This is a genomic window from Paenibacillus sp. HGF5, from assembly GCF_000204455.1.
Taxonomy (GTDB): Bacteria; Bacillota; Bacilli; order Paenibacillales; family Paenibacillaceae; genus Paenibacillus_AQ; species Paenibacillus_AQ lautus_A.
In genome coordinates this window covers 1-14881 of record NZ_AEXS01000110.1, presented here as the reverse complement: position 1 = coordinate 14881, position 14881 = coordinate 1, and the positions used below count along the sequence as shown (strand labels likewise).

The window sequence follows — 14881 nt, the reverse complement described above, 5'->3', positions numbered from 1 at the left end:
GAGCAGTCATAGGGCCACTTCCCTAAACGTGGCGTGTACACCAACCCTTCGGATGGATGAAGGTTTTCCACATGCCGACTGGCGGCCGCTCTTTGTTGAGCGTGATGTGCCTTTCAGAGATTCGTTGAGGTGTTGTGACAGAATTACATACAACGATCTGCTTGTTTTATAAGGAGTTTCGAATAAGCAGAAATTATGAAATTTTAAAAAATGACGAAAAGTGATGGTGATGATCCATGTCTAAAGTTTATCGTATTGGAATTATCGGCTGCGGCGGAATCGCAAACGGGAAGCATCTTCCCAGCTTAAGCCGTTTAAAAAACGTGGAGCTCGTGGCATTCTGTGATATTGTCCTTGAGCGGGCAGAAGAAGCAGCCGACAAATACGGCATCCAGGAAGCTAAAGTGTACAGCGATTATAAAGAGCTGCTGCAGGATCAAAGCATCGATATTATACATGTCTTGACCCCTAATGATTCTCATGCCGAGATTTCCATTGCTTCGCTTGAAGCGGGAAAACATGTTATGTGCGAGAAGCCGATGGCCAAAACGGCCGCCGATGCCAAGCTTATGATGGAAACAGCGAAACGTACAGGCAAGAAATTGACGATCGGATACAATAACCGTTTCCGCGAAGATAGCCTTTATCTGAAACAGGTATGCGAAGCCGGTGAACTCGGAAATATTTATTTTGCCAAAGCGCATGCCGTACGAAGAAGAGCGGTTCCGACTTGGGGCGTCTTTTTGGATGAGGAAAAACAAGGCGGCGGGCCGCTTATCGACATCGGCACGCACGCGCTCGATCTGACGCTCTGGATGATGGATAATTACAAGCCGAAGATTGTACTCGGTACCACATACCATGAACTGTCCCGCAAGGAGAATGCGGCCAATGCTTGGGGACCTTGGGATCCCGAAAAATTCACGGTGGAAGATTCCGCCTTCGGCATGATTGTGATGGAGAACGGCGCAACCATTATGCTGGAATCCAGCTGGGCGCTCAATACGCTTGAAGTCGATGAAGCCAAATGCTCGCTGAGCGGTTCGGAAGGCGGAGCCGATATGAAGAACGGTCTTCGCATCAACGGCGAGAAATTCAGCCGCCTGTATACAAACGAAATCGAATTGAACTCCGGCGGGGTTGCGTTCTATGACGGCAAGAAGGAGCAAGCTCCGGATGTTGAGATGAGAAGATGGATCGAGGCTATCGACCAGGATAAAGATCCTGTGGTAACCCCAGAACAAGCTTATGTTGTATCTCGAATCTTGGAAGCTCTATACGAATCCGCAAAAATCGGCAAGGCCGTTTATCTGGACTAAGCCCATCTTAAATCGGATTCATCCCGAGGAAGCCCTGATCATCAGGGCTTCTTTTAGTTGCGAAAGTATCAAGTCTAGCAATCCATGAATCGCGGGCGAATGAGATTTGCATAATGGGTAATAATAAGCTCATTAAATCGGAAGGCAGGGTCATGGACATGATATTTATTTATAATGATTATGGCGGAACGCATACAACATCTCTGGCTGCAGCTTATCATTTGAATAAATTGCCGACCAATCGCCAGCTTACGAAAGAGGAGATTCTGGCGGTAGACTATTTCGATAAACTGAATACGTCCGATATGGGTAAACTTATCTTTCACGGTCTGGACGAGAACGGGAACCCCGTGTACACGATTGGACGGGGTTCATCCAAAGTCGTTGTCCCCGCGTTGGAAAATGTGTGCTTGATTCTTCAAGACAAATACCAGAATGACGAACCGATCGTATTCTCCAACACATCGCCTACCGTGCCCATCATCATGACGATCGGTGGATTTTTGTCCAAGAGGCTTAAACTGAGTTTCATCGGCGGTCCGTTATTGGTGACAGGGGCCAAGCAGTGCTGCAGCACGATCCGCGAGCTGGTCTTATATACAAAACAAACGGCGGCATCGAGGTCCGGCTCGGAGTCCGTTATCGTGATGGAGAACAAGAATTTCTCACCATAACCATAGCAAGGCATTATGAAGCTGAGAAGATAATCCTGAATTTGCAGGGTTATCTTCTTTTTTTATCATTCGCCGAGCCTCTTATGATCTGCTTGATCTGGTATAATTTAGGGACACATGATCGGATGGGGGAACCGTCTCACATTGATAACTCAGTCCCATCGTCCCGCGGTCCATACGATAACATGAAGGGGAGTGATGGTAATGAAACGTTTGTTCACAATCAGCATTTGGATTGTCATTGTGACGTATCTCTTACTCCTGATGATTGGATGGTCCAGAGGAACGTTATCCATTCGTTGGATTATTTTCATGAGCGTCATCACCATCTTGATTATCGCCATATTGTATGGGCTGACCAAACTGATTCGATACTTGGACCGTAAGCTGTATAAAGAGCTGAAACGCATGATGAAATAATCGTTCGGCCGGTGTAGCAAAGGGTGACTCCGGAGGTCTTAATAAACTTCGTGGATGTCACCCTTTTGTTTGTTCGGACAACATTTTATATAAGTTACGGATGTTGCATTCCTTTGGGCGCAGGCTCGTAAGCGTGCCGGTAACGGATTCGAACGGAAAAAAGTACGGTACAGCGGAATAATGTACCGTCCACAGGAAGGAAAACGGGATGGTATCGCATGAATTGACCCTATCTGAAAATCCTTCCATCTTCTATGATCAAAAATAGAAAGCGCTATCATGTATTGACTGCAAAAGAAATCAGGAGGTGAAGTCCCGCATTCATGCGCAACCACTCGTCCGAACGCTTGGTGGAAGCCGTTACTGCATTCGGCAAATATAAGCCTAATATCGAAGAGGAGAAGATGTAATGAAGAAGAAAAAGAGCTCGGCTCGGTTATTGCTGGCCATGTTGTTAGCCGCGGCACAGATCGCTTTCATGTTCCCTGCGGTTCCGACCGAAGCGCAAGCAGCGGCCGAGGAGGATTTTGCAAGCAAGCCGTATATGGGCTGGAGCAGCTACAGCCTCCAGGTGTACCATACCGGCAGCTGGATCACGGCGGATCATATTAAAGCGCAATCGGACGCGATGCATGAGAAGCTGCAGCCATACGGATATGAATACATCAATGTAGACGCGGGCTGGAACGGCAGTATGGACGAGTACGGTAGACCCGTTCCCAGTACGACGCTGTACCCGGACGGGCTTCAGGACGTGATTGATCACGTGCACGCCAACGGCCAAAAATTCGGGCTGTACCTGATTCCGGGATTATCCCCGCAAGCCTATGAAGACAATCTGCAGATTTACGGCACCAGCTGCAGGATGCAGGAGATTGCGGCTCAGCCGCTGCAAAAATCGGATTATTGGGGGCTCGGATACAAGATCGATTTCTCGAATCCCTGCGCGCAAAAATACATCGATTCGATCGCGGATCAACTTGGCGAATGGGGAGTCGACTTCATTAAGTTCGATAGTGTCACGCCGGGCTCGGGCATATCCGACCTGTCGATGGATGCCCGAGATGACGTGAAGGCCTGGTCCCAAGCGCTCAAGCGGCACGATATTTGGCTCGAATTATCCTGGGCGCTGGATATCCGTTACGTGGATTACTGGAAAGAGCATGCCGACGGCTGGCGCATCGATTGGGATATCGAATGCTATTGCGGTTCGGAGGCGCTTACGACTTGGCCGAGCATCGCCCGATTGTTCCCCAAAGCGGAGCAATGGTGGCGGCATGCCGGGCCGGAGGGTTGGAACGATTTCGATTCCTTGAATGTAGGCAATGGCGAAATGGATGGGCTGACGAAGGATGAGCGCCAATCGGCGATGACCTTTTGGGCGATATCCGCCGTTCCGCTCTACATTGGAGATGACATGACCAAGCTGGACGATTATGGGATCGAGCTGTTGACCAACGAAGAAGTGATCGCGGTCAATCAAGCGGGCCGTCCGGCGCATCCGGTATCCACGGATACCGAACAGCAGGTATGGTATGCAAATAACGGCGACGGCAGTTATACGGTGGGACTCTTCAATCTTGGGGAGAAGAGTGCCGAAATGGTCGTTGACTGGCAGAGCATAGGCTTGGAGGCTCCCGCAGCCGTCCGCGATTTATGGAGCCGGAGCGATCTTGGGATATACAAGGATGGTTATCGCGCTGAATTGCCTGCGCATGGCTCCCGCTTGTTGCGAGTAACGGCGCAAGACGGCTGGGTTGCCGTAAATGATGATGATACCGGCATGAGGTATGAAGGAAGCTGGAAGCGTAACGGCGGAATGGAGCTGCCGTCCGATACCCAGAATCTCGTGATTGACGTCATCGACGAGACGGTAAACGGAAGTACGGTTAGTCCGTCAGCGGCGAATTTCGATAAGGAGGCTTCCAAGCAGCAGGATATCGAGTTAACCGTTCAGTGGAACGATAACAAGGAGGTCAGCCGCATATCCAACGGAGGGCATGATTTGGTGCCGCTTACGGATTATACCGTGAACGGGAATATCATCCGCATCCACAAATCATATCTGGCTGATCTACCAAACGGCACGGCACAGTTAACGTTTACGTTCCCGGCAGGTTTGCACCAACAGCTTGTGCTGACGATACAGGATACGACCGTGCAGGATAGCAGGGTATATCCGCCGGTGATCAGTTATGATCGCAATGAACGGCTGGCTTCGGATCCGTCCGATGTTAATCTGACGCTTGCATTGAACGGGAACGCGCTCACTGCCGTCGCAACCGGCAGCACAACTCTCGCAGCCGGAATCGACTATACGGTTTCAGCTGCTCAGATGCAGCTGAAGAGGGAATTTCTGAGTTCACTGCCGGTGGGCATGACCGAGCTTATATTTACCTTTACCAACGGACAGCCGCAACGTGCAGTCGTCGTTGTCATAGATACAGCCGCCGGCGGCGTTATTTCGCTGAACGATGACCACCCCGACATTCATTATACCGGAGCCTGGAACCGAAGCTATAACCGGGGGTTGGGTGATTTCGGCGACGACGTCCACTTTGCCGAGAAGGATGGGGAGTATTTCGAGTACACATTCACAGGGACAGGTATTGAGCTTGTAACGGAACTCGATCCTTCGCAAGGAGAAATGGATATCTATGTGGACGACGTTTACGTCCAAACGGTGGATACTTCGAATGCGGGCAGGTTAGCCCAGCAAACGGTATTCCATATGTCCGGCTTGGAGTATGGCTCGCATACGGTGAAAGCCGTGAAAAAATCCGGCATTTTCATGCTGCTGGACCAAATCCGGGTTCTTATGCCCGATCTGATTACGCCGTCTGCCGTTCGTTACGATAAAGCGGATTCGGCCGAGACCGAGGTAACCGTCACGGGTGCAACGTACGGATATACGCTGGACAGCATTAAGAATGGCGAAATCGAGCTTGTAAAAGAGCAGGACTATGCGCTGGCGGATCAGCAAGTGATGCTGAAGAAGTCTTATCTGGCTGCTCAACCGAACGGCTTGACACAGCTTTTGTTCTCATTCAGCGGAGGAGCATCGCAGACGCTTGTGTTGACCGTGGAGGATAGCGCAGCCGAACATAGTCTGCTCGAGACGACTAAAGAGTCGTTTGATAAGAACGAGGCTGTGCAGCAGGATATTACGGTAGGTGTGGCCTGGAATGGAAACTCGCTTGCGGGAATATCTCATCGCGGCAGCGATCTGAAACCGGGCACGGATTATTCGGTGAACGGCAATCGAATCGTGCTGAGCAAAAGCTATCTGGCAACCCTGCCGGTTGGCCGGGCACTTCTGCATTTTTCTTTCAGCGGAGGTGCTCCGCAAATCCTGGCTGTCGATGTAGGGGATACAACACCGCCGAATAGCACCATTGTACCGAGTGTGGCAGGCTTTGATAAAAATGCCGAGGTACAGAAAGCCGTTACGGCCACGATGGAGCTCAATGGCAATCAATTGACCGGTATTCGCTATGGGGATTCGGTTCTCCAGGAAGGCACGGATTACATCGTTTCCGGTAATCAGATTACCATTCTGTCGACCTTTCTCAAGCAATTGCCGCTGGGTACGGCGAAGCTTGAACTTGCGTTCAGCTCGGGCAGGCCGCAGGACCTTGCCGTGGTGATCATCGACACGTCCAGAGGGCGTTATGTGACCGTCAACGACGATGATGCGTCCCTGAGGTATATAGGAGCATGGCAGCACAGCAGGAACCGGGGACTGGGCGATTACAAGGACGACGTGCATTTTACGGAAAAGAACGGTGATTATTATGAATTCCGTTTTAAGGGAACTGGCATTGAGTTGATTACGGAGAAGGATAATGCCCAAGGCGATATGGATATCTATGTAGACGGTGATTTCCTGCAGACGATAAGCACCTATGCACCAGAGAAACAGGTTCAGCAAAGCGTATATCATGTGGATGGATTGACAGATGAAGAGCATACGGTGAAAGTCGTGAAAAAGTCGGGCTATTACATGCTGCTAGATCATTTGAAATATCGGGTAACCGATCTGATCGAGCCGGGTGCTGCTGCGTTTAACAAAAACGGCCGGAATCCGAAGGATGTCGAGGTCGAACTTCGAGTTGACGAAACTACGCTGACGGCAATCAAGCACGGCGCCGGCCTTCTAAAGGAAGGCAAGGATTATAGCGTATCCAGGGATAAGGTGAAAATCAAGAAATCGTATCTGGCCAAAGCACCGGTCGGAACGAATGTGTTCGAGTTCCAGTTCCGCGGAGACTACCTGAATGACGTGCATGCTACGCCGTCGAACGGCGATTATTTTGAATATACCTTCCAGGGTACTGGCGTTGAGCTGCTGACGCCGAAAGGACCCGGCCAAGGAAAAATCGATCTGTATGTGGACGGCAAATTCATGAAAACGATCAATGCTTATCATGACAGCCGGCAGACCCTCCAGAGCGTCTACCGCCTGAACGGTCTTCAAAATAGCGAACATACGATCAAAGGAGTGAAACGGTCCGGAAATTGGATGATTGTGGATCAATTGAAATTCAGGGTTCCGAAAGGAAACAAATAGACCTACCGTGAGGGGAGGAGATCCATGCATCGGGTTCCAAAAAAATACTGAAACAGAAGACAGCCAGCCCGTTAGGGCTGGCTGTCTTCTGTTGATTGCCAACAGATAAAATCACTTTTATTTATTTTTTCGATTGTGCCGGGCTGGCCGGCACTCATTCAATGGGGATAAGCCGTATCGAATTCGATGCCGCACGGACCGCCATTCGGATTGACGTCAAGGTTGATCTCCGTGCCGTCTTCCCGGAACAATGGCCGATAAAATGCACCGATTTTGGTGGCCGACGCGTTGGCGTAATGGCAGATGAAGGCGCGGCGGAACCGGTTGGATTTGTTGCGGTAGGAGCCGTGGATCAGGTTGCCGTTAAAGAACAGGACGTCCCCTTTGTCCATGATCGCGGGGAGGACCTTTCTATCCTTGGGCGGCTTCACGAAATGAGTGGTAAACGACTCGTTCGAATCGGCTTCCTCCGGGCATACCAGGTCATAATCACTTGTTTTCGGAACGACGAGCAAACCGCCGTTCTCTTCATCGGCCGCGTCGATTGCGGTCCATGCGGCAATGCAATTGCCCGGCTCCACCTGCAGGTAGAAGTTGTCCTGATGCAGCGCTTGGCCGCGGGAGCCTGGAGGTTTGTAATAGAACATGCTTTGGGCGGCGAGCGCCGGTTCCCCGTACAAATCGGCCAATACCTGCATGACCGGTTTATGCAGCATGTATTTCTTCGCGGTTGCATGGAAGCGGTGCGGATGCATAACGCGGGGATAACGTTTGAGCGGTTCAACGGATTCATCGTCCAGCACAGGTTCAAAGTGGCCGGGCACGGTCGTGTGGCTGATCTCCTCAAACGTTGCTTCGATCTCCGACAGCTCCTCCTCGCGGAAGAGACCTTTTACAATTAAAAATCCCTCCGTTTCGAAATTGTGCAGCTGTTCTTCCGTCAATACGTGTAACTTCTCTCTCATAGCAGTTCCTCCCGCAAATTAATGGTTTTCCTGTTGACAATAGAATAAGGTCTGCTTAACTTGAGAGGAAGTATGATTTCTGCTTAATATTACCGGAATTCTGCTATTCGGGGTACAGAGGAGGAGAGGTCGCTTGAGAACGCCGGCTGATAGGCATGCCATATCGTTAGAAAGCACCGGAACCATATTCGGCGATCATTTCGAGCAAGACGATTCTTATCGCCTGCGTCGTCCTAACGGAATGCAAGACTGGCTGCTTGTTTACACGCTGCAGGGTGAGGGCTATTTCCGCACGCCTGCCGGGGAGAAATGCTGCGGATCCGGGCAGCTCGGCCTGCTGCGCGCCAACATCGCCCATGAATACGGGACCGTGCAGGGGACGCATTGGAACTTTCTTTGGATCCATTATCCCGGGCTTCCGGAGAACGGGATGCTGCCGAACGAGGAGTTTCTGGTCGAAACCTTGCCCGATGAACGTGTCCGAGGCCGTGTCGAGCTGGCCTTTCGTAATGTGCTGCAAGATTCGCTGGACCGGTTAGAACTGTGGGAAGCTCTGTGCGAGAACGCCCTGCGTGAGATTTTGCTTCTGCTTGCACAGCGGACGAACAAGAGGCTAGATCCCAGAGTCGAGCAAACGCTTGGGTTGTTATCCCGTTCGTTAAAAGAAGACGTCAAAATTGATGCCTTATCCCGAGAGATCGGAATTTCGGGATCCAGGCTGGCGCACTTGTTCAAACAGCAAACGGGATCCACCATTTTGGAGCATCTGAACCAGATGAGGGTTCGCCATGCCGCTTTATTGATGAGCCATTCGGGCCGTACGGCGAATGAAGCTGCTCATGACGTAGGGTTTAACAGTTACAATCATTTTGCCGATCAGTTTCGCAAGCAGTTCGGGGTTTCGCCGAGGCAGTACCGCCAGGCATGCAGGCATCCATGAATGTGCCGGGTTTACATTCGATGCCTGAATGAAGACGGTGCAGACATATCAGAGTAACATACGAAAGAACAGGAAGGACTGCTGAAGGGCAGTCTTTTATTTTTCTATTCCCGCATCTGAGATATCATCGGTTTCTCAGCCATTTCGCTATGATCCCAATTGTAGAATTTCATAAAGAGCTTGATAAAATTGAGCAAGATACCATCCGTTTGACGGTACCTTGCTGTTTAAGCGGGGCCGCTTATAATGCGGCTTTTTTGTCGTTTAACCTTAACTTTGTGACAGAATCGAGCTTGGTTAACCGCTAGAAATAACAACTTTAATGCTGTGATGCTTCTGCTTCTTTTGAAATATCCACATTGTCGAATAAAGGGACAAGAGGAATATAGCATGATCGTTATGGATTGACACCATCCCGGTATTTGCCTAATATACGGCCAGACGGTTCCGCTAGTCTTCCATATTCCACCAGAGCGGTTGCGTCTAATCTTGACCAAAGGAGGTTCAGATTACTAAAAAAAAGAGGCTGAATGCCTGCCGGATTCGTTCACAGCTATAGGAGCGGTCTATCGGGATAGTCAACACCGAATTCTAAGGAGGTCATTTATGAGATTCGCAAAAAGCGGCAAGTACCAGGTCTTTATGCTGGCATTGTGTCTGTTATTGGTTTGTTCGGGCGGCGGTCTCGCCGCTGCTTCCGGGGAGAGCAGGCTTGCTCAGAAAACATACGGAACACCGGAGGAAATTCTCGTTCCCAACAACTATACGGTTGCCGTATTCAACGGTACGGCAGGGAAGGAAGAAGGCCGCAACGTTCTTTATGCGACCAGTAAAGGAAAGCCGGGGCATCTGAACGTGATCGATCTGGAGGATTATAAACTGCTTCGCAGCATTCCGATCGGCCCCTCTGAAAGCTCCTGGGCACATACCACGGCACCGGACGGGACCTTGTTCCTTGCGGCCGACGGCGGCGGAGCCAGGCTGTGGAGCTACTCTCCCGTAACTCACGTGCCAGAGCAGGTTGCCCAATTCGACGGGCAGTCGGTGCCGAACAGCATTACCACGGATGAACAAGGCCGCGTTTATGTCGGAACCTATCCAGGCGGCAAAGTGTATCAATACGACCCGGCTACGAAGCAAACCAAAGATTACGGCCGCGTCATCGGCGTGCTTGACCAGGAATATGTGCGCTCCATTGCTTACCAGGGCGGCAATATTTATGCCGGCACCGCGCATAAGCAGATCGTGCGCGTGAATTTAGCGACCGGTGAGAAAACAAATATCGCGGCTTCCCTGCCGGTTAAAGAAGACACCGTGTATGACCTGAGCACGATAGATAACCGTTATTTGTTTGCCCGATATACGGACGGAAGCGGCATTCCTGGAGAGGCGTTTATCTACGATACACAGACGGAAAGCTGGCTGGATGTTGTGCTGGAGAACGTAACGGGGCTGCACGCGACGGACTCGCTTAACGGAAAACTGTATTATATGTCCGACAAGAAGTTGAAAACGTTTAATCTTGACACGCATGAGGTCGAGTTGACCGGCATGGAGTACAACAGCGGATTTCGGGGAGTAGATTGGGTGGAATTTCCCAATAATCCGGAATACCCGGGCAAAAATCTGGTGACCGTCCGATATGACGGCGGGGTTACGATCATGAACATCGAAACCAAGCAGGTGCACCTGATGCCGCCGGTCATCCCGGGTCTGCCCGGCGTTGTCAACCGGTTGAAAAGCGTATCGGACACTCATTTGATCACCACCGGCTCGCAGGCCCGTTCCTCGCTCGTCGATCTGACCAATAACACCGCAACGCCGTTCAGCATCGGCCAAGCGGATAGCGTTCATGCCGTAGGCAATAAAGTCTATATGGGCGTGTACCCTGAAGGCGGACTGTACGAGTTCGATTTATCGACGGAGCCTGGAATGAACAATCCGAAGAGACTGGCCGTCTTAGGCAACGATCAGGAGAGGCTGGTTGATATCTCCAGTTCCAAAGGCAAGCTCTACATTTCGACGATTTCCGGTTACGGCACTTTGGGCGGCTCGTTGACAGTTTATGATACCGCCACCGGAGAAATCAACGTTCATCGCAACGTCGTCCAGAATCAGAGCGTGCTCAGCACGACGGTTCATGACGGCAAGGTGTTCGGTTCCACCACGATTCGGGGCGGACTGGGCTCCGAGCCGACGGAAGCGGAAGCGAAGATTTTTGTTTGGGATGAAGAGACGCAGCAAAAAATCACCGAGTTTCCGCTCCGCGTTCCGGGACTGGATAAACCGATATTCATCGGAGATCTTTCGGCCGGCCCGGACGGTTTGATCTGGGGAGCATCTTATGAGTATATTTTTGCGATCGACCCCGATACGTATGAAGTCGTGAAGAGCAAAAAAGTGTATCCAAGCTTGAATTTCAGCCAATGGGCGCATCACCCGCTCCGCTGGTCGGAGGATGGTCTGCTTTACGTGCTGTTCAACAACAAACTGACGGTCATTGACCCTGAAACGCTGGAGCATCGGACATTGGCCGACACCTCCAGATTCGATTTACATGTGGACGGAAATCTCTATTTCACAGACATGCAGACCAATACGATTCTGTATCGGATGGAAGTTGACGGAGAGGTCGTGGAAGAACCGCCGCATACGGCTGTTCCCGTCACCAATCCTGGTTTTGAAGAGGAAATGAAGGGATGGAGTCAATTATTCGCTCCAGGCAACGGTTATCGTTATGATCTCAGCACGGAACGCAGTTTCACGGGAACGCACAGTCTGAAGATTACGGACACGCTGAGAACGGCATCCGTTGCCGTACAAAGTGATGCGATTCCCGTCATCCCGGGAGAGGAATATACGGCAGGCATGAATCTCTATATTGAATCGGGCCAGCCCGGCTTTATGTTCCGATTCTTTGACAGCAATAACGCCACGATTTCAACACTGGAAACCCATTTGGATGAATCGCGATTGGCCCAATGGCAGAAAGTGACGCTCAGAGGGAAGGCTCCGGCTAATGCAGCTTATGCGAAACTGATTGCGGTAACTTCCAGATACAATGTGGCAACGGCCTATTATGACGATTTCTTCGTAACCGTAAAAGACAGCGTTCCGCCCGTCTCGACGGTTAGCCTATCGCCTTCTCCCAACGAGAACGGCTGGGTGAATGCCGATGTGTCCTTGTCCATCTCTTCCGACCGCGCGTACTCTATTGCATATGCTGCGGAAGGGGCGCAGCCGATAGAGAAGACCACGGTAAAAGGGAGTACGGCTCAGCTTCAAATCACTGAGGAAGGCGTCACGACGGTGACCTATTCCGCCACCAACTTCTCAGGCGTATCTGAGGCACCTGGAACGCTGAACGTGCAGATCGACAAGACGGCTCCCGTCGTTGAATTCACCGGTGAGCGTACGTACACGGTAACCGACTCCGTATACGTTTCGTGCAGTGCCGTCGACAGTCTGTCAGGGTTAGCTGACAATCCTTGTTCTCTTCCGCTGCTCGAACGTCCTGCCTATTCCTTCGAACCAGGCTCCCATGAAATATCCGTAACGGCAGTCGATCTGGCCGGAAATAAAACGGAATCCGTCTTTCGTTTTGAGGTAGCCGTGACCTATGACAGCTTGTCCGAGCTTGCAGCGCGGTTTGCCGCTGCCGATCCGGGCCTGGCTCAATCGTTGACAAGCAAGCTGCAAGGCGCCAAAGAGGCGGAGGATCGAGGCAACGACTCCGCTAAGCAAGGCAAGCTGAACGCTTTTAACAATCAGGTCAGGGCGCAATCCGGCAATAAATTGACGGCTGAACAGGCGAATGTGCTGGCAAAGCTGGCAGCATATCTATAAGCAGTCTTAGAGCAAGGTAATGAACATCGACCATGCGTTTCTAAACGCTCGTATATTTAAAAGAAACAGCCGCGTAAACCACGCGGCTGTTTCTTTTGCTCGGAATGATACCGGCGCTCCCTTGTGAGGATCGTTCGACAACCTACGGCACGCAGGACGATGTTAATAAGTCTATAACCGTCGAAATTTGTCATAACAAATCCGCGTTTATACAACTAAAGTAGCAATTATTCGATGTCATATTGACTGGAAAATAAAACCTTACTAAAATGTGTTATAACAAATTATGAATTACATAACAAATGTTAGTACAAGTGTATAGAAGGGAGGTGTCATATTACTGTACCAAGCAGATCTTGCTGATGATCTCGCACAGCTCAGACTTCTGCTACACGCTATTCGATTAGATAAAGGAGGTCATGATTAAGCATGGACGCCCGATTAAACTCGGCATCCCCACAGCCCGCTCCCAAACCCACCCGGTGGACGCATGTTAAGAGGCAGCTAAAGCGAAATATCGGGCTGTATATCATCATTTCCCCGGCAGTGCTTTACTTTTTGATCTGGCATTATTGGCCGATGTACGGCGTACAAATCGCTTTCAAGGATTTCATGCCCGGACTCGGCATCTGGAACAGTCCTTGGGTCGGGTTCGAACATTTCGAGAGGCTGTTTGACGCCTATTATTTTTGGACGATTCTGAAAAATACGATCGGGATCAGTTTATACGGACTGCTGGTCGGCATTCCCGCACCGATCCTGCTGGCGCTTTTGTTCAACGAGATTCGGAATCGCAAATTCCGCTCATTCGCTCAAAGCATATCCTATGCACCTCACTTTATTTCGGTCGTCGTTGCAGTCGGTATCCTGTTTTTTTCATCTCGCCTACGAATGGCGTCTTTAACTCCATCCTTGTTTCCTTGGGGAAGGAACCGGTCGATTATTTGGCAGAGCCGTCTAAATTCTGGCATCTCTATGTCTGGTCGGGCGTCTGGCAGGGAGTCGGCTGGTCTTCGCTCATCTACAGCGCAGCCATCTCGGGCATCTCGCCGGACCTGTACGAGGCTGCATATATGGACGGGGCCAGCAAATTTCGCCGAATATGGCATATTACGATTCCCGGTATTGTCCCGACGATCGTAATCCTGTCTATCTTGAGTGCCGGCGGCATCATGAGTGTCGGCTTCGAGAAAATCCTGTTGATGCAAAACGCGATGAACCTGGAAACCTCCGAGGTGATCTCCACTTACATGTACAAGAGCGGACTGCTTAACACCCAGTACAGCTTTTCGGCGGCAGTCGGCCTGTTCAACAATGTGATCAATTTTATCATCCTGATCATCGTTAACGCGGTTGCGCGCAAGGCGGGGGAGACCAGCTTGTGGTAAAGGCCGTCGATGCAGGAATAGGGAGGGAACCTAAGAAGTGCTGCTGAACATTAAACGAACGCCGGGAGAAAAACTGGCCGATATCATAATACTAGTGCTGTCGATTCTCGTGACCATCGTCATTTTGTACCCGCTCATTTTTGTTTTGTTTGCGTCATTCTCCGATCCGCGCCAAATATGGGACAAGCCGCTGCTGCTCTTTCCGGCAGGCTTCAACCTGGACAGCTATGCCAAAGTATTCGAGAACAGCGAAATATGGAGCGGGTATGCCAATACGCTGCTTTACGCTCTCGTGGGTACCGCGATCAATATCATGATGACGGTATTCGGTGCGTACCCGCTATCCAGAAAGCGCTTTTATGGCAAGGGACTATTCACGCTGCTGTTTGCTTTTACGATGTTTTTCAGCGGCGGGCTGATCCCGCTGTACTTGGTGAACAAGGAGCTTGGATTACTGAATACGATGTGGGCATTGGTGCTGCCCGGTGCGATCAGCGCCTACAATATGATTATTATGAGAACCTATTTTCAGACCCGGATTCCGGTGGAGCTGGAAGAGAGCGCCTACGTCGACGGCTGCAACGACTTCCATATGTTGTTTCGAATCGTGCTGCCATTGTCCATGCCGATCATCGCCGTGATGATCCTGTTCTATGGAGTGGGTCACTGGAACTCGTATTTTGACGCTATGATTTATTTGACGGACCGGGAGAAATTCCCGCTGCAGCTGATATTAAGAGAAATCCTGGTGCAGAACGA

The 14881-nt window shown here is 50.7% G+C and carries 8 protein-coding genes and 1 pseudogene; 8 read left to right on the top strand and 1 reads right to left on the bottom strand.

Going from position 1 to position 14881, the window contains the following annotated elements; translation table 11 throughout:
* Positions 1-236: 236 nt before the first annotated feature.
* The 4 genes from HMPREF9412_RS17260 to HMPREF9412_RS31755 all read left to right on the top strand — a co-directional run bounded on the left by HMPREF9412_RS17260 (position 237) and on the right by HMPREF9412_RS31755 (position 6983).
* Entirely contained in the window at positions 237-1319 is a 1083-nt protein-coding gene (locus HMPREF9412_RS17260; RefSeq protein WP_009592937.1) for a Gfo/Idh/MocA family protein, read from the top strand.
* Between the two features lie 158 nt (positions 1320-1477).
* Positions 1478-1993 carry a DUF3189 family protein gene (locus tag HMPREF9412_RS17255; RefSeq protein WP_036672605.1) on the top strand — a complete coding sequence of 172 codons (516 nt, stop codon included), beginning with the start codon at positions 1478-1480 and terminating at the stop codon, positions 1991-1993.
* A 204-nt stretch (positions 1994-2197) separates the two neighbouring features.
* Positions 2198-2413 carry a hypothetical protein gene (locus HMPREF9412_RS17250; RefSeq protein WP_009592933.1) on the top strand — a complete coding sequence of 72 codons (216 nt, stop codon included), beginning with the start codon at positions 2198-2200 and terminating at the stop codon, positions 2411-2413.
* Between the two features lie 409 nt (positions 2414-2822).
* Positions 2823-6983: a X2-like carbohydrate binding domain-containing protein gene (locus HMPREF9412_RS31755; RefSeq protein ID WP_009592978.1), complete on the top strand. Its 4161-nt coding sequence runs from the start codon at positions 2823-2825 to the stop codon at positions 6981-6983.
* Positions 6984-7141: 158 nt separating this feature from the next.
* On the opposite strand, the gene HMPREF9412_RS17240 is transcribed toward HMPREF9412_RS31755, so the two are convergent.
* Positions 7142-7948: a phytanoyl-CoA dioxygenase family protein gene (locus HMPREF9412_RS17240; protein WP_009592959.1), complete on the bottom strand. Its 807-nt coding sequence runs from the start codon at positions 7946-7948 to the stop codon at positions 7142-7144.
* 133 nt (positions 7949-8081) lie between these two features.
* Between HMPREF9412_RS17240 and HMPREF9412_RS17235 the strand changes: the two genes are divergently transcribed.
* The 4 genes and pseudogenes from HMPREF9412_RS17235 to HMPREF9412_RS17220 form a co-directional block, all read left to right on the top strand.
* A complete protein-coding gene (locus tag HMPREF9412_RS17235) occupies positions 8082-8888 on the top strand; it encodes a helix-turn-helix domain-containing protein (RefSeq protein ID WP_009592957.1) in 807 nt (268 codons plus the stop codon).
* 606 nt (positions 8889-9494) lie between these two features.
* Positions 9495-12734, top strand: a complete 3240-nt coding sequence (locus tag HMPREF9412_RS17230) for a PQQ-binding-like beta-propeller repeat protein (protein ID WP_009592980.1) — start codon at positions 9495-9497, stop codon at positions 12732-12734.
* A gap of 429 nt (positions 12735-13163) precedes the next feature.
* Positions 13164-14122: pseudogene (locus HMPREF9412_RS17225) on the top strand (ABC transporter permease).
* 37 nt (positions 14123-14159) lie between these two features.
* A partial coding sequence (locus HMPREF9412_RS17220; RefSeq protein WP_009592979.1) for a carbohydrate ABC transporter permease occupies positions 14160-14881 on the top strand: 722 nt, incomplete at its 3' end.